The sequence below is a fragment of the Pedobacter duraquae genome (genome assembly GCF_004362245.1).
Lineage (GTDB): Bacteria > Bacteroidota > Bacteroidia > Sphingobacteriales > Sphingobacteriaceae > Pedobacter > Pedobacter duraquae.
On record NZ_SNWM01000001.1, the window covers coordinates 1348863 to 1367752 of the forward strand.

At 40.9% G+C, this 18890-nt stretch carries 16 protein-coding genes; 11 read left to right on the forward strand and 5 right to left on the reverse strand.

Features of this window, described 5'->3' with window-relative positions; genetic code table 11:
• Nucleotides 1-11 precede the first annotated feature (11 nt).
• Complete coding sequence (locus tag CLV32_RS05805) at nt 12-2810, forward strand: TonB-dependent receptor plug domain-containing protein (protein WP_133553302.1); 2799 nt, start codon at nt 12-14, stop codon at nt 2808-2810.
• A gap of 58 nt (nt 2811-2868) precedes the next feature.
• Here the strand turns inward: CLV32_RS05805 and CLV32_RS05810 are convergent, their stop codons facing one another.
• The 3 genes from CLV32_RS05810 to CLV32_RS05820 form a co-directional block, all read right to left on the reverse strand.
• Nucleotides 2869-3060, reverse strand: a complete 192-nt coding sequence (locus CLV32_RS05810) for a cold-shock protein (RefSeq protein ID WP_133553304.1) — start codon at nt 3058-3060, stop codon at nt 2869-2871.
• A gap of 71 nt (nt 3061-3131) precedes the next feature.
• Nucleotides 3132-4271 (reverse strand): hypothetical protein, encoded by a 1140-nt coding sequence (locus tag CLV32_RS05815; RefSeq protein ID WP_133553306.1) that lies wholly within the window; start codon nt 4269-4271, stop codon nt 3132-3134.
• A gap of 21 nt (nt 4272-4292) precedes the next feature.
• Entirely contained in the window at nt 4293-5186 is an 894-nt protein-coding gene (locus CLV32_RS05820) for a TssN family type VI secretion system protein (protein ID WP_133553308.1), read from the reverse strand.
• Between the two features lie 91 nt (nt 5187-5277).
• On the opposite strand from CLV32_RS05820, the gene CLV32_RS05825 reads away from it, so the two are divergent.
• Nucleotides 5278-6216 (forward strand): type VI secretion system baseplate subunit TssG, encoded by a 939-nt coding sequence (locus CLV32_RS05825; RefSeq protein WP_133553310.1) that lies wholly within the window; start codon nt 5278-5280, stop codon nt 6214-6216.
• On the opposite strand, the gene CLV32_RS05830 is transcribed toward CLV32_RS05825, so the two are convergent.
• Nucleotides 6213-8069 (reverse strand): type VI secretion system baseplate subunit TssF, encoded by a 1857-nt coding sequence (locus tag CLV32_RS05830; RefSeq protein WP_133553312.1) that lies wholly within the window; start codon nt 8067-8069, stop codon nt 6213-6215. The two genes, CLV32_RS05825 and CLV32_RS05830, sit on opposite strands and share 4 nt — an antisense overlap.
• A gap of 21 nt (nt 8070-8090) precedes the next feature.
• Entirely contained in the window at nt 8091-8525 is a 435-nt protein-coding gene (locus tag CLV32_RS05835) for a GPW/gp25 family protein (RefSeq protein WP_133553314.1), read from the reverse strand.
• 183 nt (nt 8526-8708) lie between these two features.
• Between CLV32_RS05835 and CLV32_RS05840 the strand changes: the two genes are divergently transcribed.
• The 9 genes from CLV32_RS05840 (at nt 8709) to tssD (ending at nt 18851) form a co-directional block, all read left to right on the forward strand.
• Complete coding sequence (locus CLV32_RS05840; protein ID WP_133553316.1) at nt 8709-9227, forward strand: hypothetical protein; 519 nt, start codon at nt 8709-8711, stop codon at nt 9225-9227.
• Nucleotides 9228-9237: 10 nt separating this feature from the next.
• A complete protein-coding gene (gene tssO / locus CLV32_RS05845; RefSeq protein ID WP_166641893.1) occupies nt 9238-9732 on the forward strand; it encodes a type VI secretion system TssO in 495 nt (164 codons plus the stop codon).
• Nucleotides 9733-9777: 45 nt separating this feature from the next.
• Nucleotides 9778-10746: a PKD domain-containing protein gene (locus tag CLV32_RS05850; protein WP_133553318.1), complete on the forward strand. Its 969-nt coding sequence runs from the start codon at nt 9778-9780 to the stop codon at nt 10744-10746.
• Between the two features lie 35 nt (nt 10747-10781).
• The gene (tssR, locus tag CLV32_RS05855; protein ID WP_133553320.1) at nt 10782-13157 is read left to right on the forward strand and encodes a type VI secretion system protein TssR domain-containing protein; all 2376 of its coding nucleotides are present in this window, start codon (nt 10782-10784) and stop codon (nt 13155-13157) included.
• Between the two features lie 5 nt (nt 13158-13162).
• Nucleotides 13163-15679, forward strand: coding sequence for an ATP-dependent Clp protease ATP-binding subunit (locus tag CLV32_RS05860; RefSeq protein WP_133553322.1), 2517 nt, complete (start codon nt 13163-13165; stop codon nt 15677-15679).
• Nucleotides 15680-15728: 49 nt separating this feature from the next.
• Nucleotides 15729-16175, forward strand: a complete 447-nt coding sequence (locus CLV32_RS05865; RefSeq protein ID WP_133553324.1) for a hypothetical protein — start codon at nt 15729-15731, stop codon at nt 16173-16175.
• Nucleotides 16176-16204: 29 nt separating this feature from the next.
• Entirely contained in the window at nt 16205-17593 is a 1389-nt protein-coding gene (locus CLV32_RS05870; protein ID WP_133553326.1) for a DUF5458 family protein, read from the forward strand.
• Between the two features lie 139 nt (nt 17594-17732).
• The gene (locus CLV32_RS05875; RefSeq protein ID WP_133553328.1) at nt 17733-18302 is read left to right on the forward strand and encodes an NAD(P)H-dependent oxidoreductase; all 570 of its coding nucleotides are present in this window, start codon (nt 17733-17735) and stop codon (nt 18300-18302) included.
• 153 nt (nt 18303-18455) lie between these two features.
• Nucleotides 18456-18851: a type VI secretion system tube protein TssD gene (tssD, locus tag CLV32_RS05880; protein ID WP_133553330.1), complete on the forward strand. Its 396-nt coding sequence runs from the start codon at nt 18456-18458 to the stop codon at nt 18849-18851.
• Nucleotides 18852-18890: the final 39 nt, after the last annotated feature.

Here is an 18890-nt window from a genome sequence, read left to right on the forward strand (position 1 = left end):
AACCCTCTTGTATGTTTATTAATTTCGCCTTCAAGCTAACCATTGCCTCCCTATTTTTAATTTCTTTAACGGTGATATCTTTTGCACAAAGCACACAAAAAGAAGTGATCACTAAGATCATTAAGAGCGCAAACGATTATAACAGCAAACTGGCCGTTGAAAAACTTTACCTGCAAACTGACAAGGACAATTATATCGCTGGTGATACCATTTGGTTTAAAAGCTATTTATTTGACGCAGTTACCTTAACAGGGGCAGAAAAAAGTGGACTAATGTATGTTGAAATTACGAATGATAGTAACAGATTGATTCAACGGAGTATGATTCCTGTCTATCAGGGTTTGACTTTTGGCAGCATTGCCATCAATCCCGAGGAGATGCCGCAGGGAAGCTATACACTTACTGCGTATACCAGCTGGATGCTCAATTTTGGCGACGACGCTGTTTTCAGGAAACAGATTTATGTTTCCGACGTCACTCAAGACGACTGGCTGATTGATTATACCAGTAGACTTACAAAAATTTCAAATCAAAATAATGTGTCGATGGGGCTTAGGATCAGACAGTATGATCTGATGCCGGTTGGCCTCCGCCAGATTCAGCTTAAGGTGTCGGATGATAGGCGGACAATACTAACAGATAAAATGGACACCAGCGTGGAAGGCCTCTTGAAGACAGAATTTAACCTACCTGAAAAAACAAACACTAAGACGCTATCTATCAGCCTACAAGATCAAAGAAAGGGTTTTGGGAACAGAAAACTCATATTACCTTTGTACCTGAACAGAGCAGAAAATACAGACCTTCAATTTCTGCCAGAAGGCGGATCTTTCATTGCTTCGCTGCCCAATAAAGTTGCATTTAAAGCATTGACTGAGGATGGATTAGGTGTAGATGTCTCAGGAAAAATATATGATAGCGCGAAAAAAGAGGTTGCCAGTTTCAGCAGTACACATCAGGGTATGGGCAGTTTTGAACTGATCCCGGGAGCCACTGAAAATTATACGGCACAACTTAACTTTCCGGATGGATCATTCAAAACATATCCGTTGCCCCTTGCCTCAACTTCAGGAATAACGATCAGTGTCAATAACGACGCAAAGCGCGACTCCATTCAAATTGTACTTCATGCAAGTCCTGACGTTCTTGCTGCAGGAAAACCTCTTTACTTGATGGCGCAGTCTAGGGGTATGGTTTGTTATGGTGCTTCATTTTTATTTCGGAATCAATCCGTAACAATCTTGGTTAGCAAAAAAACTTTTCCCACTGGTCTCGTCCGTTTTTCAGTACTCTCGCCAGATCAGAAATCAGTGAATGAACGTGTAGTCTATATTGACCATCAGGACCAACTTCGTATTGAACTTGCTGCAGAAAAACTCAGACATGAACAACGAGATAGTATTACACTCAATGTTAAGGTGACTGATAAATATGGATCTCCGGTCCAGGGAAGTTTTTCATTGGCAGTAACAGACGATGGACAGGTCAAGACAGACAGCATAAAAGCCAATAACCTCATCAGTCAGATTTTGTTGAATGCTGACCTAAAGGGACACATTGAAAATCCAGGATATTATTCAGCAGCGATCACTGATTCAAAAAAATGGCAGGATCTTGATCTTTTGCTACTCACCCAGGGCTGGATTGGTTATAGATGGACAGAGCTATCCACTGCAAAAACAATGAAATTTCCAGCTGAGTCTGGATTTGAGATCAGGGGCAAATACACGAATCTTTTTAATAAACCTGTTGTAAATGCTAAAATAACCTTACTGGGTAATAGACCTGCGGTACTTGCAGACACCACGACAAATGCGCAGGGCATTTTTGTATTTACTGGTTTAGTACCTGCAGATTCCGCTTCCTATTTTATCGAGGGGTTAAATCAAAAAGGTAAAAAGGGAACGGGTGGAATAGAAATACAAGAACTCATCCCCCCTGTATTCCAGAACAATCAACGTATGTTACTGCCCTGGTATGTTAATACAGATACAACCGGACTGCTGTTTATACGCCAGCGACAGGAGCTAAAAGCCACTATGGAGAAGCTGACCGGAAAGAATATGTTAAGAGAGGTGAAGATTACGGGGAAGAAGGTGGTAAAAAACTCTAAGAATCTGAATGGAGCCGGTGGGGCAGATATAACAGTAGATGAAGAAGCCCTGCAGAAAGCCAAAAAAACATCTCTTGAAGATTTGCTCACAAAAAATATTCCTGGCTTTGGTCTTCGCTTTAAACGGGGAAGTTACTTTTACGGAATAAATTCATCTCCAATCCACATCATTATGGACGGCATGGAAACAGAACGCTTTAAACCGGAATCTGAAAGTCTTAAAGATTACCATCAAACCATGTTAAGAAGCATCGATGCAGAAGACATCAAGGGAATCGAGGTGATGAAGACTGGAAAAAATCAATTGCGCTATATTTCCGAATTCCTGCCTCCTATGACCGAAGAGCCATTCAATCATATTTTTATAGAAATCACAACGCGCGGAGGACATGGACCTTTCTTTAAAAAGCCTGTCGGCATAGCACTGGTAAGGCCGTTACCCATGATTCAGATCAGGTCTTTTTATGCCCCCAAATACCCTGTAAAAAGCAAAGCTGACATGACGGATATCAGATCGACCGTGTTTTGGGCACCGCATGTTGTTACCAACGAGGCTGGAACAGCAAAGATCACTTTTTTTGCTGGGGATAACCCCGGATCTTATAGTCTGATCATGGAAGGGACTGATATGACTGGGAACATGGGCGTTCAACGAAGAAAGATAACGATTGAAAAACAACAGTTATCGGCATTTTAAACCAAAAAAAAAAGCATCCCTTTTGGGGATGCTTTCATTAATCTATAGAAGGAGTTGATTAACCGATCTTAACATTAATTGCGTTTAAGCCTTTTTTACCTTGCTCAACGTCATAGGTTACTGTATCATTCTCACGAATGTTATCTAATAAACCTGAAGAGTGTACAAAGATTTCAGCGTCACCATTAGCTGGTACGATAAATCCAAAACCTTTTGTCTCATTGAAAAATTTTACTGTTCCTTGTTGCATTATATTGTATTTAATTATATCCAAAGGTAATTATAATTTATTGATTTTCAGCATTTATAAAATAATGTAAACTAATCGAGTAAAGTCCATGTTTTTCTGGCCTGAACTTGCTGTACTACCTGTTGCTCTGCAACAACTATATTTTCTTTGCGCTGGCCAATGTACTCCAGTGTACTTAATTTATTCCAAAGGGCAACCAAAACATTCAGGAATTCGCCTACCATCAGCATAGACTGCTGAATTTGTTTATGGTCATAAACCAGCTCAATTGTTCGTGAAAGTAGCTCCTCAAAATTACCCGGCGTTACGTCCTTCCATTCATAGAAATACTTCAGCAATTCTTCCCGTTCGCGCGGCTCCACAAGCTTGATCGCCGTAAAGAAAGTATGCGCCAGACTTGAGAAGTATCCAATCAGCTTAACAGGTGGTTCACGATGTGCCACATTTCTATACTCATAGAAAATAAGCGCGATAAAGTCAACCATTTTCGCAGAGATCAACCTGATGTTCTTGCCCAACTGGCTAACATTATCCTTCCCGCTGGTCTTATCTATGATTTTAAAGCTCGCCTGCTGCAGGTCGTTAAGCAGCACGCTAAAGTTCTCATAATAACGAATTAATGCAGGGTGACTGGTTACGGTAGAGCTTGGAGCGATATAACTTTTATTAACAGATAATCGGCCGTTTTCGTAAAAAACCTGACCAATGGTAATGAAATAACTGTCTGTAAGATGGCGTCCGAGCTCAGTCTCAGGTAATACCTCTATTGAATAAGCCTTACCTAATTCAGGGTAACGCAGTGGACTCTCATCGGGATCTGGTGCGCCGGCAGGTACACTGGTAAACGGATTTACAACGAGTAAAACAGCATAATTTCTTGGCTCAGACTGGCCAAAATAATGATTATAAACTAACATCTCTGCAGTGTCACCTTGCGTGATATCAATATGGCACCCTTCGGGTGTAACGGCATTGCAGTACCTCACTCTCACTTCCAGATGGTTTGTTGCTTTCTCAATAATCTCAATATCATGAGAACTGTTATAACCAGAAAAAGGTGGTAGCAAGCCGTAATTGTTGGCATTGATACCTAGCGACACCGCATCCCGAACAAAATCTTGTACGTAAAGGTCGCTTTTAGTGAAATGATCGCTGGAGAGCTTCATTCCATTAATCCAGTTAATTGGTTTATATCTTAATGGCTTTATCATAACATTAGGGGTTGGAAATGATTAAATAAAGATGGCGGCCTCGCCAGTTTCCTGTGGTTTATTCACGTTCTCAGAAACCCGCTTCGCATAGATGGTCATTTTTTCTGTGATGCCATTTGCCTTGATATCCAGATCCGGATCTATAAAAATATTGCGTTTAAAGAAGGAAGTCTTAATGAAAAATATCCAGCTATAACTCTCCTGGCCATCTGTTCGGAATTCGACAGGGCTTTTTGCAAACTTTAAGTTATAATCGTCAATAAATTTATGAAACCAGATACCAAAATTCATCAGTTCCGGTGCCTTAACCTTTACTTTCAATGGCTCAGCATCTGTACTTTTTTTATAAAGTTCAAGCTCCAGAACGAGTAGATTATCGAAATCTACGTGATCCATATTAATATCTAAAGGCGTAGGAGGATATTTCCAGATTTTATAGATTTCTGACGGTATTCCGAGTAGTGCAACATAGGCCCACCAGAAAAACAAGGGAATAAAAAAAGTTGCAATTGAGCCCGCACCCCACCAGCCAAAATCTACATTACTAAGCCAGTTGAAAGCCAGTTGATACAGATAAACGGACAGTATGGCCGCAATAAAGCTCGAAATAAAAATAAATCCCTTGCGCTCTATAAGTGGCTGTGGATGATATTTGGTAAGTAAAAAAACGAACAAACAGCCTATAAGGAGGTAATAGATCTGGCAAATGATGTATCCCCAGGGCATAAAATTGAAATCCAGGAAACCCAGGAAACCCGGCAGTGCTAAAATAATTCCTAAAAGGAGAACACTTACGATCAATTTTTTGTTGTTGAGGAATTGGTTACGCTTATTACTGATTGTCAGCACCGCTGTAGAAACCAGAACAATCAGCGGAAATAACAGGTAACGGATAAAAAAAGATTGAACGTCCATTGAGGGTATAAGTAAATGTTTATTGCAAATATATAATCTTTATCACATGACATTTGGAATTGAAATAACGAATAAACACGCGTAAAGTTTGATGAAAAAAGAAACTTTAATAAATAATGAGCTATTCACAGATTACAAGGCTGTGGCCAGGGCTGCCGACCTTATCGAGCGCGGAATAATTGATCCCGAACGCATAGAAATTGTTCCGACTGGTGCCCAAAAAAGAGCCTATGCCAAAGATATTGAGCAGGTAGTCCAGTACCATTCGGATTACCGCCGGCAGGATAGGATTCGTATTGAGGTAAATCGTGAGGGCCTTTATGATATGTTACCCGAGGGGCTCTTCCACCGTCCGCCGAGAGGGAGTTCCGGGATGGATGAGGATGGAATGATTAAAGATGTACGTGAAAGACGTGAGGAAGAGAAAAAGGCACGTCTTTTCTTCAGTCCGTTCGATGCAGAGATCAACCACCTGCGTATGATGACTGAATTGTACGAAAACCGGCTGGATAAAAGGACAACCTATACCGATCTTAATCGTGTTTTTGAGCTAGGTTGGGAGGAGTTCCGTTTACTTAATAAGGAACAAAGTATTATCTGGATGCATTTGCTTCCGGAAATCCAGCAAAAACGTAACGATACAGATTTTGTTGCCCATGTACTTTCGGCCCTCTTTAATATACCTTTTGAAATTAGAAACACTACCGATGAAATTAAGCCCGCAGCGGTTGATGCTGATCTGCAGATGCAGCTCGGGCGGGGATCGCTCGGAATAGATACCATTATCGGATCTCATTTTCAACCTGATAATGAACAGATCACAATTGCTATAGGCCCGGCTGTAGCCGAAGATCTGATAGATTTTTTACCGGGAAAGCATAACCGGAAAATTATGGATATGGCATTGGAATATCTTATTCCGATGGAGACAGATATCTGTATCGACATGCAGACCGACACCCGCTTTCAGGAAAGTATCCTCAGTGCAGATGGGGCCAATGTATACCTCGGATATACTGTTTACGTTTAGGCTACCGGGTGAAGCATCATCCGGTAGTTTACATTCATTGTACTTCGTAATTGAAGCTTCGCCAATGTAAGTTCCAATAACTCTTCCCATTCTACATTGCTCAGTCTGGCTTGCGCCGCAGGCTGAATCAGCACATCGGTAGTTTTGATAAATCCTGACCCCGGTTTTGTGTCTCTAACCAGCCCTTTGGATAGGATCACATTTTGAACACGCTTGCCCAATTCATATTTGCAAAAATTAATCACATCGGCTTTAGTGACGATACGGTCGGCTGTAGTAAGGCCGTATTTATAGGCCTGTACGCGATGGCTCGCATTTAAGCGCGATCTGCCTCCCCTACTCTGACTCAACAAAAATACGCTATCTGGTAATACCTTATTATTTTCATGCAGCGCTAAACGACTTCCTGAATTAATTCTATTGGCGTCTTCAGCCTGCGTTACCCAGATATCTAAAAATAATATATCTGCGTCGTCAATAGGCTTAACAACGATGTAGCCAGGCAATTCTTTGATCGACTTCAATGCAGCCTGGCTCTTTTGCTCAATTAAGCTGATATTCTGTTCGAGGTTTTTCAATGCATTATTCAAAAAATCAGGACCATAGGCTGAGAAGGCAGCTTTTTCGTCACGTAACAATTCAAACAGATAGTCTACAAGCTCTTTAGCGTTTCGCGTATCAAATCTTTCAGTACCACCGTAGCGGATAGAGAACGATCCATCGCCCTTATCATTTTCATTGGTATAAGGTATCTCATTGTAATTTTTACCTTTATTATCTTTAAGGCTGTCTACAGCCAGCATCTGCTCCAATGCTTCGGTTTTAATCGGAATAATGTTATTCATTGTTTTCAACCGATGCTTGATCTGGCTAAGCTTTTTATTAACTACTGGAAAAGCGTTGATATGAACAAACAACTCATTTAGCATTTCATTCGAAATAGCCGCTGGAAACACTACCTTGAGCCAAAGCACATTGGCATCAAGCTGATTGAGATTACCCGGTTGAAAAACAGTACTGAACAATTGTGGGTAGCTTGACTGTGCAGCAGATATATCCAGGGCTGAAAAACGTTCTAATGTTAGAAATCTATTTGCATAATACTGTATTACATCCGCCTTCAATAAGTTGAGTAATTGTTTGTGATGAAAGGGTGCAACACTTTCTGTATCGTCATCTGCATCCATAAATCTTTCTGTAAAAACCGGAACTGGCACTTCATCCAGATACCATTTACTGAGGGAAAGGAGATCGTACGTATGTTCGGGAACGGCATAATTCCTCCAGTCAAAGAAGAAATTAAGACCACTTAAATCCCTGTAGCTTCCCAAGCCACTTAAACCAATATACATGGTGTTATTGCCAAGATTAAATCCCGGCAGGGTACTCAAAAGAGGTACCTTGTTCAGATAACTTGTACCATAAAGGCTGGCACCTGTAGCAATATATTTAACCTCCGCATTTTGAAGCTTTACTTTATGCAATGGACTAAAAAATATGTCTGTTTTTTTATTTCGGTCATCATCCTGTCCCATTCGCTTAGCAATAGAAAACTGCGTGAATGGGTTGATATAATCCGTTCGCTCAATAGCCCTCGCATGCATCACAGCATGGGCCGGCAGGGCAGAAGTTAGGTGGTCGGGAGCAAGAATCCTGCTCAGTTTATCGAAAATCCGATTCTCGAGATTTTGTACATCGTTAGATACATTGAATAGCTCGTTACTTAGCGCTTCAATAATAAGTCGAACTAAAGGATCGAGGTCATTGCTATCCCGGATGTTCCAGAAATCTTCAGCATTTTTTACAATTCTGTTTCTGATCTCTTCTTTAGACGAATAAAAAACTGGTTTCATATAGCGTAAATTGAACGTTTATTAAGTGGAAAGTGGGCTGAGGAATAGCGCGATATTAAAATAGTACTTTTCTCCTGTAGTCCTGATTTTTCCTCTGACGGTAATATCAACCTTTTTCTTAATTTCTGTTATTTTTCTTAATGGATATACATTTTCCACCTCTGAGATATGTACTTCTACCTCCACTTGGTCAATACGCTGTTCATATCCGATAATGGATTTTAGCAGCGATTTGCGGAACTTCTCCTCCCAAATAGCTTCACTCACGATAAGCTCAAAATCAAGATCCCATATCTCGCAACCGAAGTCGTGATTATGTCTGTTCTCACCATACCTGGTGAAAATTATAAGCTCTATATGATTGGAAATCGATTTTCCGAGATCAGTACTCTGGAGTTCAGCTCCTGAAAATATCGTATCAAATCTGAAAGGTTTATGATAAAAATGTTCTGGCACAGTCTTTTGGCTTAGAGTTTGTTAAAAGTAAACGAAATCCCTACAAGAAAAACGTTTATGTATCAAACAACGTTTCTCAAAAATTGTTAGAGGATGAAGATAATTTGATGATGCAGGGCGCAAGGTGAAGAGAAGATCAAATTAACGTAATCACCCTATTATGACACCAAATATGCGCTACTCATGAAACCTATTAACGCATTTGAGATTAAAAAATCTCAACGCCTATTTATTTTGAACTTTATACTGCTAAGTATATTCTCTGTTTTTTGCGTTTCTCTGTTCTTCATGGCTTCCGACCGCGAATACTTTCTTTTAGAGAAAAAGGTGAAGGAGACTGAAAAGCTATCGTTACTCAGAAAGGAAATCAATACAAATTTTGATTTGATACTGTTGCGATTCAACGAGCTTTCAAAATACCACGAGTATAATCCCGACGAGCAGAGCAAACAAGCAATTATCCTGGCTGATATTCAGGATGCCAATTACCGGGTAAAAGAACTGATTGCAAAACAGCCTGCCGCTAGCCAGAGTTTTGAACTGTATGAGAAACTGAATAAAAATGTTGGCGTGATGGCCAGTCTTCAGGACTCACTCTACGACTCAAGATATTCTATCCAGAATTACAAAGAACAACTAGCAGAATGCCAACGCATCAACAAAGCTGCTATAACCAGGATACGTGGAAGATTTGGCCGCTAAATAATACATCATGATCAAACTAAGTATAAAAGAAAGAAGAGAGCAATTCCAGTTTTTACTAGCGCTCTTTGTAGCTACCGTTTTTTTACTCTGCTTTGGCATTTTCTACAGCACGAAAACCAGACATGAGATTTCTAAAATTGAGCTGGAAGAGAAAGTGAGAGAAGATCTGGAATTCGAAGAGGTTACTAAGTCCACAAGGCCAATCATTGACACCACATATACACAGATTGTTCATTTCAATCCAAATGTTCGGGCGGTATTTCTGAAAACCGACCTGTTGAGCGCCATAGCCTCGATTAAATCGGCTTATGAACGTAAAGCGGCAGATTCCAGATACAAAACCTTCCTGCAAACCGCTCAGCTTTATAATATCCTGTTCTACGGAAGGCTCGAGCAGAAAGGAAACCTGATCGATGCCGAAGGACTAAAAAAATCACTTGATGACTGTGTACTTTCCAGAAGACAATTGCAGCAAACACTGGCTGCACCCCAGCCACGTTAAAGACAAACCTTAAATAATCATTATAAACCCTATAAAACGCCACCCATGTCTGAAACCAATACTAAACAAGTCAGTTCCAACTCCCAGGGCTATGTAATTTTATACATCCTCCTGTCAGTTCTTTTACTTACGGGCCTGATTGTCCTGTTTAAAAGCTCACTTTTTGAAAACAGAACAGTTGATGCCCGGATTCTGAGAGATCAGATCTATGTGAATGAAAATCTAGTCTTCACTGATAATACCCGCGGCGCGGCTGCCTGGGTATGGGAATTCGGTGATGGAGCAAAAGCAACTACGCAAAATGGCTCCTACCACTACACCAAGCCCGGAGAGTACATTGTACGTCTGACAGTAGATGGAAAACTCCGTGAACAATTTCCTGTGAGCGTCCGCGATACTATCAGAAGTATTGTAGACAGTGTGCTCACCATCAGCGGCCCAACCTCTGGCGTTGTAAACGAAGAAGTTCGCTTAGAAGGCGAAGGAGACGGTAAGAACTTTGAATGGTCTTTCGGCGAAACTGGCCGGGTAGATGTTAAAGGAAAAACTGCCTTGTATACCTACAGAACACCCGGCACATTTACCGTGCGTCTGAGGACAGATAAAAGCAAAAGACCAATACTCCATACCATTACAGTAACAGATCCAAACCTGGAAATTGTAGAAGACATGGTTGCTCCTGGTGATGGAGAGCGTAAAGCTATCGATGATATCAGGGCCAGACTCCAGGCAATTGCTAATGGTGCTGACTTTAACGCAAATTACTATTACTTGATCAACAAGTATATGTGTAGTAATGAGAAGGTTAGTGTTAATGTAGAAATGAATGGCAAAAAGAAGCAGACCGATTTCTATTCCTACTGTATGGGTTTAACCTTTGGTGGAGAAATAGCGATTGATGAGGCAGAGCTTAACATTAAGCCGAATTCATCCTGTGCAAGTTTACTCAATGTAAAACAGCACTCTGCATCTGCACAGCCGGCACCAGCCGTATCAACAACTACCAACAACTAATCAATCATCTATCTATAAGTTAGCATCATAAAATTATGAAACGATATTATGCACTCTCCATTTTACTTATTGGTACCCTGGCCGCACAAGCCCAATCACCAATGTCATTCGGGAGGAAAGTTAAAAATATGCCTAAGGCTTACGAAAAGCCAGCTGAAAGTATTAACGTAAACGATAACTCTGGCAGCAGCAGTATGCCTTGGATTGTGTTTTCTGACCGTGATGACAACTATACAACTACCTCTCCCGGTGGAAGTCTGATCATGAAAAAATTGAATTTCATGGAGCCTTTTTATGTTTCTAAAGAACAAGACGGATACCTCAAACTTATCAAATACAAAGCAGGTATGGTTAGGGGCAGAAAGATAAACGATAAAAAGACTGCAATTAGCTATGGCTGGATTGCCAAGTCTAAGTTATTGTTATGGCAACGCTCCTATTCGAATCAAAAAACTGGTTATCCTGAAAAAGCGATCAGTATCATTAACGGTAAAAAGCCTTTAACGGAACCTAAATTCTATTATGACACCACAGATTCACTACTTGTTTACAACAGTCCCGAACTTAAAACAAGAAGAACCAAAATCCGCCTGCACGAAATTGCCTACATCTTTAAGAAGTCTGAAGATGGAAAAACCTACCTTGTTGGATCTGACGACCAGCTTGTAGCAGACACGGCATTGAAAAGCGTTTACGGCTGGGTTTCTTCAGAAGCGATCCACAATTGGGGCGACCGCTTATATATCATTTCGGCTAAGCCAGGAAGTTATAACCAGGAAGATTCTACAGCAAAGGCATTAAACACTGGTTTCGCCACTGGAGAGACCTTTCTAGCTGACCCACTTCTGCCACAAGAAAATGTGATTTTGCGTGGTGTGCCCGTGTTGTCTGAAGATGGCAACAACTATAGTGTAGGCATAGCCAACGATATTTACAACAAGAAAAACAACAAACTACTGACAATCAATGGTGCTTCCCTGTCTTATCAGGATTATGTCCAACTGCGCAAGAGCAAGAATAAAATTAATATAGTATTCGTTATTGATGGCGGTAGCCCTATGACGAAGTATTTTTCTGGCCTCACCAACACCATACAGTCTTTTGAAACCATATTGAACGATTTTGGCAAGAAAGCCAGCATTAGCTATGGCGGTGTAGTTTACCGTGCAGGTACGGGTTGTTCAGTTCCAGGGATATTTTCGAGTCCAGTACGTGATGATTACAGGCAGTTAATGAGCTTCCTGAGTACCCAAGCCAGAAATACTGCTTCATGCAGTGGTGAAATTACCGAACAGCCGGTATTTGATGCCATCAGAACAGGTTTAAATATGTTCAGAGGAAAGAAAAATGAGACCAATCTAATTGTTCTTGTAGGCAGCACCGGTAATATCGGAGGTACAACAAATTATGGAATTGATGAGCTGAGTCAACAAGTGGCCGGTGCCGATGCACGGATCCTTGCTTTGCAAGTTTATAGCGACTTTGATCCATCATTTAACAATTTCGTCATCCAGTCACGCAAATTGGTATCTGAATCTGCAGTCCGCTCAGCAGAATACCGTAAAAAAATCATGGTTAAAGGTGAAGGTCTTAAAAATTTCCAGCCTTATAACACGACTTTGCAAGACTCGATTTCTTACTACTTGGATTTTCCTAAAAATAGCTTGATCCAGGGCGGTGTGGTATTTCCCACCAAAGGTTCTGTAAACTCAAATCAAAGTATGAGCATCGCTCTGCGCCGCTTTGTACAGGAAACAAATACTGACATCAATACACAAATTAACTCATTAGACAGTGCTTTCAGGCTGACCGGAATTTCGCGTAAAAACCTGACGCCTTTAGCGGAGAGTAGCCTGCAGCAGCCAATTGGAGAAACAGTTGGCGATCATATGCCACATAATGCGTTCAAGTATTATGGCGCCGCTAATATCTCTTCTGATGTTGTAAAAAATAACCGTGGTGCCTTGCAGTATGCTATTGTATTAAATGAAATGGAATATAAACAGATCGTCGATATCTTCTCGATGATGCTGGGCGAGAACCTGCAACCAGACGAATCTTCTTTCAGACGTAAATTGGTTAGTAACTACACTGATCTTCCTAAAAAACTGCTAGGGTCAAAGGTATCTTCAGGAGATATTAAGAACATGACCTTAGCTGGTTACATCAAGATGGTTACCGGTCTGCCTACGGGCAATGAAATGTTGAACCAGTATACTGTCGGCGATCTGGGTGACGACTCCAAATTACCTTTACCACAATTTGAAGCATACATCAAATTATTAAGTCAGTCTGTGCAACAGATTAAACGGGCAACGCAGATAGAACAACAGTTCACCTCAAACGGAAAAACTTATTACTACATCACTGAAAACAATTTCAATCAGGCAGTTACACCTGTAACCAACTAAGGGATATGGCTATTACAAATCTAAGTGAATCTGTAAAGACTGCATTGCATATTGCCCAGTCACTGGCAAAGGAATACCGCAATACAGACTTCAATGCTGCGCATCTCCTTAAAGGATTGATGCACAAAGATGTTGGACTCCGCTCATTTTTAACCTCAATAGGTAAAGATGAAGAGTACCTGAGCGAATGGGCCGAGGTACGCATCGATGAACTACCTAAAACCGGAACGGTCAGCGATGAAGTTTTGGGTGCCCCGGAAATTGCTACAATTTTTGAAGAAGCAGATAACGTAAGGATTAAACTCGGCCTGGATCTGATTACCCCAGTCTGTGTGCTTACGGCCCTGGCCAAGGCCGGTGTTGGCTTTAACGCAGATCAATTGAAATCCTTCCCAATCAAGGAACGTGAAATCCTGGATGTGTATGTGAAAGACGAAGAGATCAACCGTGCAGTAGCACCTGAAAAAAATGGTTCAGCGCCAGAGAATAAGAGCACTGGAAATGCGCTTTACAAATATTGTATAGACCGGTTGCAACTGGTTCGTGATGGTAAAACAGATGAAATCATTGGACGGGATAAAGAGACACGGATGATGATGGAAATTCTTTGTCGCAGAACCAAACCAAACGTAATTCTGACTGGCGATGCCGGAGTGGGCAAAACAGCGCTTGTAGATGGATTCGCTATTGATGTAGTTAACCAGAATGTACCCGATAGCCTTAAGGCTGTGCAGTTATTTGAGCTCGACATGGGATCTCTTATTGCTGGCGCATCTTATAAAGGAGAAATTGAAGACCGGCTCAAAAACATTATTAAAGAGATCAAGCAATTTGAAAAAGCGGTACTTTTTATTGATGAAATCCATACCCTGCTCGATAGCAAAGGTCCCGTTGGTGCGGGCATCGGCAACCTGTTAAAACCAGAGCTCGCGCGCGGTGAGATCACTGTGATCGGTGCTACCACCATTGACGAATATCGGAAAATTATTGAGCCCGAACAGGCTTTTAGCAGACGTTTTGAGGTATTGCAGGTCAATGAGCCTAATGAAGAAAGCACCATCAAAATGCTGCAGAAACTTGCAGTAAAATACGAAGCCCACCATGTACTTCAGGTTGATCCGGAAGCGCTAACAGAATGTGTTCGCATGGCTAAGCGATATATGAAAGACAGGCGCTTACCAGATTCTGCATTTGATCTGCTTGATCGTACTATGGCTGCGATGAAAATGATGAACGATACTTCCGACAAAGTCATCCAGGGCTTGGAAGAAGATCTTGCTGCACTCAACGAGAATTCTGAATTGCCTGATATTGATAAGTTGGCCGATTACAAGTGGCAACTCTCTCTGCTTCAAAATAAATTAAGCCCGGTATTACTTGGCCGTTTAACAGATGAAACGCAGACAGACACCTTTGAAACCGCAGCAGAGTTTAACGACTATCTCAGTCGTAGCCTCTCGGAACTTAAAACGTTTGCTGCAGAAAAAAGCGACCGGGTAACGAAACAGGATATCGCCGCTGTAGTATCTTATAAAACGGGCATTCCTATGGGCAAACTGCAGGCAGGCGAAAAAGAAAAACTCCTTAATATGGAGCAATACCTGAAAAAACGGGTAGTGGGTCAGGATCAGGCCTTAAAGGCTGTTTCGGACGCCATTCTTGAATCCCGCAGCGGACTCAACAAAAAGGGGCAGCCAATGGGATCGTTCTTTTTACTGGGGCCAACAGGAACAGGTAAAACAGAGCTCGCAAAATCCATTGCCGAATTCCTCTTTAACGATGAAAAAGCAATGATTAGGTTTGACATGTCCGAATTTAAGGAAGAACATAGTGCTGCCTTGCTTTACGGGGCGCCTCCCGGATATGTTGGCTACGAAGAAGGCGGTTTACTGGTGAATAAGATTCGTCAACAACCCTATTCAGTGTTGCTATTTGACGAAATAGAAAAGGCACATCCTTCTGTATTTGATACATTTTTACAGATTCTTGATGAGGGACATATGCATGACAGACTTGGAAAAGAAGGAGATTTCAGTAATTCGCTGATCCTTTTCACATCTAATATTGGTAGCGAATGGATTGCAGAGCAGATCAGTAAAGGTAGTATCCCGGTATCAAATCAATTGATGGAGGTGATGGCTGGTCATTTTAGACCTGAATTTCTGGCTCGGATTTCAGAGATTGTCCCTTTTGCACCGATCAATGAAAGCAACGTAGTACGCATTTTTGAAATCCAACTGAAGAGTCTGATCGAATCGTTAAACAAACAGGGCATCAGCTTTGAGATAGCAGAAGATGCAAAAAAAATGATTGCCCTGGATGGTTTCACACCAAAGTATGGCGCGCGGCAGCTGTCGGCAGTCATTAGAAATCTATTACGCAGGCCCATCTCAAAGTATATCATTTCCGGCGAGCTGAAAAAAGGTTCAGGTGTACGTATTAGCAAACACCCCGACGAAGAAAAACTGGAATGGGAAATTGTACAAGCTAAAAGCCCTGCTTTGGAACAAAATTTGAATTAAAACGTTTACTATTAAATAAATACTAAATACACCCCTAAACCAACATACTATGTTTAATTATGAAATTGGAGGTAACGAAAGAAAAGTAGATTCTTCGGAAGCCTTTGCAGAGATTGCTTTTAATAAGACTCTTTTTGTACAGAAATTAACAGATAACGAAGCAATTAAACCTGAAAAAGTAGAAGGCCTTAAAACAGTAGAAGAGGTTTTTGACCACTATAAGCCGAATGTGAGGGTATCTTTCGAAAAAGAAGATGGTTCTCCAGTATCTGAAAGTCTGCAATTCAGGAGTCTGGGTGATTTTGGTGTAAAAAGTATCATTGAGCAAAGCAACTATCTTACGGATATCAATATCGAGAGAGAGATGTCCTTAAATGTGATCAAGCAGCTTAAATCAAACAAAACTTTAAAAACGACGCTTGATGATGCTGACACAAAGGCAGCGTTCATCAGTGCTTTGAAAAACTTTGTTGATGAACTTGAAGAAAACAAATAACACTTAACGATCTTAACAAACCTATTACCATGGCAACCCCACAGGAAGAAAAAACAGAACTAAATAATCCTCAGGCAGAATTTAAAACTGCCGAGTCCCGAATAGCAGAAAAAACATCCTTAAAAGACAATCTTGATAAACTAGCTCGTGTTGGTGGCTTCGACCTTTTGGAAGCTACCGTCGATGGCTTACAAAACCTAAACCCGGAAAGAAAAGCAAGAAAACAGATTTTCCTGACCGGCGATGAAAAGAAAAAAGAACGTGAAGAGTTACGTAAAAAAATCCAGTTATGGATTGATGTGCTTGAATCGTCTACTTCGGTAAGTGACATGGTTGAGCAGAGCACAGCTAAATTATCGGCAGCGGAAGAGAACTTGAATAAAAATATCGGTACAGCTCTGGAAAGCACCAGAGAGCTGGAGCAGGCATATCGTTCTGTACACTTGTTCTACAAAAATACCGAAGCGGACAAGTTGAAAAACGTTGTCTTATTAAATGCGTCAATGGATCAGATCAAAGATCTGGACAATCCACGCTTTATTGACTATGTGGACAATGAGATGAAGCAGAACTATGACCGTTTGGACCTTCGCCAAAACTATTCTTTGATGGTGGTTCCGGGGTATATGGGATCTAATAAAGTATTGGAGCGTTGGGGAAAGATTGCCTATAACAACAAGGCGATGCTGGTTACTGACTTTGCAGATCTTGACCAACCGGATGACGTTATCGACTTATTTACTGCTGCAAATTTAACCGGTGCTGATGCTTTTCGTTCCAATGTAATCATGACCTGTAACTGGTTGGTTGGGCGCGGAAAAATTGCTGAAGTTGGTGAAGAAGATGACCTTACTGTTCCTGGATCAGCAGCATTGGCAGGCAAAATGTATTATACATTGATGTCGCAAGTTACAGCTGGTAAAAAACATGGTGCTATTAACGAGGTAGATGGTGTAAAATTTGACCTTAAGAAAAGTGAGATCTCGCACCTGGAACGTGTAGGCCTAGTACCAATGGTAAACGAATACGGTAAAGTGATGGCATTTTCTGCCAAAACACTTTTTAATGGAGACAACATTGGAATGCAGACCTACTCGGTAGTTCGTGTGTTTGACTATATCACCAAAGTATTGTTCGACTTCCTGAATAGAAGAGCTTTCGAGAACTGGACTTCTAAAACAGAGCAAGACTTGCGCGGACAAATTGTGAAGTTTCTTGATGGCATTCAGGGTGCAGACAGGCTGATTGAACGTTTTAAGATCATGCGTTTTGAAAGAGATGAACAACAAAAAGACAGGATTCACCTGGATATCCACATCACTCCCTATTTTCCTGCAAAAAGTTTCGTGGTTAAATTAGATGGCCATAAAGGAGAAGATGAAAGTACAACCTGGGCTTCAGAATATAACCAGCAATAAACATTCACACATCCCCTATTTATACCAAAGCGACCGCAAAAAAACGGTCGCTTTTTCTTTTTTCAGCATTCTTACCTCAGTTAACAAATTCTTTATAATTTTGTAACACGTCTCCCTGGATCGCAAACACAAATTATACATGAAACAAGTACTTATCCTTAATGGGGATATTGAGAAGACGGCATCTACAGGTTTCCTGATTAACGCGTACAAAAGCGGGGCAGAACTCGCTGGCGCAACTGTACGCGAAATGGCGATTATTGATCTTATTTTTAATTCCAATAAGCTGTTCAATAACAGACAGATTGCTGAATTGGAACCTGATTTACAACGTGCGCTACAGGCCATCAAGCAAGCAAATCATATTGTATTGTTTTGCCCTGTCTATGCCGATCATATTCCTGCAAGGGTAAAGGGGTTCTTCGATCGTTTATTTATGCCTGATCAGATATTTGGTGTTCAGCAAAGTATCGATAATAATTTCAGTGGTAAATCGGCACGGATAGTATCCATCATGGATGAGCCTACCTTTAAGGATTGGAAAACAAATAAAAAAACAACTTACCTATCTATCAAAAAAGCCGTATTTGAAAAATGCCGGATAAACCCTGTGTTAACAAATACCATTGGGGAACTCCATTCACTGGAAAATCATTATAGCCAGAAATGGCTTTCAAAAATGGAGAAATTTGGCGTTCAACTAATCTAAGTGCGCATATCCTGAGCTCTTTTTACCTGGTCTTTTGGAGTAAGCTTTAATTTTTCAAGCATATACTAAAAACAATATACGTTACTTTTCGTTGTATAATGGTAACAGCAGGAAGCTGTTGGCCTATTTCATTCACCTTTAAATTTTAAAGCTATGGCTTTCAAAGCTAGATTAAATTTTTCAGGCAAGGAGTACGATGTGCTTCATTGTGCCTACGCGTTAAACCGTGATGTTGACGCCAAAGGGAGACCATCTTCCGGAGTTTACGGAGGAACTATTGATGTTGAGATTGAGTCTACCGAAGACACCTCAATTATTGAAGCAATGGTTAACAACCAGTACAAACCCATTACAGGAACACTTCTGATCAAGAAAACTGAAGAAGATGCCAAAATGAAAGAAGTTCATTTTGAGGACGGGTATATTGTAAAATATACTGAAGGGATTAACATTGTTGGCGACCATGCGATGACGCTTAAATTTCAAATTTCGGCAAGAAAGCTTAAATTAGGAAACGCAGAGCACCTCAACGATTGGCCGGTAGCGTAATCACTTGAATTAAAACATCTTTTAACATTAAAACACACC

Excerpts from the sequence above, each read along its gene's own strand:
- CLV32_RS05805 (WP_133553302.1), top strand. The coding sequence starts at position 12 with ATGTTTATTAATTTCGCCTTCAAGCTAACCATTGCCTCCCTATTTTTA.
- CLV32_RS05810 (WP_133553304.1), bottom strand. The coding sequence starts at position 3,060 with ATGCAACAAGGAACAGTAAAATTTTTCAATGAGACAAAAGGTTTTGGA.
- CLV32_RS05815 (WP_133553306.1), bottom strand. The coding sequence starts at position 4,271 with ATGATAAAGCCATTAAGATATAAACCAATTAACTGGATTAATGGAATG.
- CLV32_RS05820 (WP_133553308.1), bottom strand. The coding sequence starts at position 5,186 with ATGGACGTTCAATCTTTTTTTATCCGTTACCTGTTATTTCCGCTGATT.
- CLV32_RS05825 (WP_133553310.1), top strand. The coding sequence starts at position 5,278 with ATGAAAAAAGAAACTTTAATAAATAATGAGCTATTCACAGATTACAAG.
- CLV32_RS05830 (WP_133553312.1), bottom strand. The coding sequence starts at position 8,069 with ATGAAACCAGTTTTTTATTCGTCTAAAGAAGAGATCAGAAACAGAATT.
- CLV32_RS05840 (WP_133553316.1), top strand. The coding sequence starts at position 8,709 with ATGAAACCTATTAACGCATTTGAGATTAAAAAATCTCAACGCCTATTT.
- tssO (WP_166641893.1), top strand. The coding sequence starts at position 9,238 with ATGATCAAACTAAGTATAAAAGAAAGAAGAGAGCAATTCCAGTTTTTA.
- CLV32_RS05850 (WP_133553318.1), top strand. The coding sequence starts at position 9,778 with ATGTCTGAAACCAATACTAAACAAGTCAGTTCCAACTCCCAGGGCTAT.
- tssR (WP_133553320.1), top strand. The coding sequence starts at position 10,782 with ATGAAACGATATTATGCACTCTCCATTTTACTTATTGGTACCCTGGCC.
- CLV32_RS05860 (WP_133553322.1), top strand. The coding sequence starts at position 13,163 with ATGGCTATTACAAATCTAAGTGAATCTGTAAAGACTGCATTGCATATT.
- CLV32_RS05865 (WP_133553324.1), top strand. The coding sequence starts at position 15,729 with ATGTTTAATTATGAAATTGGAGGTAACGAAAGAAAAGTAGATTCTTCG.
- CLV32_RS05870 (WP_133553326.1), top strand. The coding sequence starts at position 16,205 with ATGGCAACCCCACAGGAAGAAAAAACAGAACTAAATAATCCTCAGGCA.
- CLV32_RS05875 (WP_133553328.1), top strand. The coding sequence starts at position 17,733 with ATGAAACAAGTACTTATCCTTAATGGGGATATTGAGAAGACGGCATCT.
- tssD (WP_133553330.1), top strand. The coding sequence starts at position 18,456 with ATGGCTTTCAAAGCTAGATTAAATTTTTCAGGCAAGGAGTACGATGTG.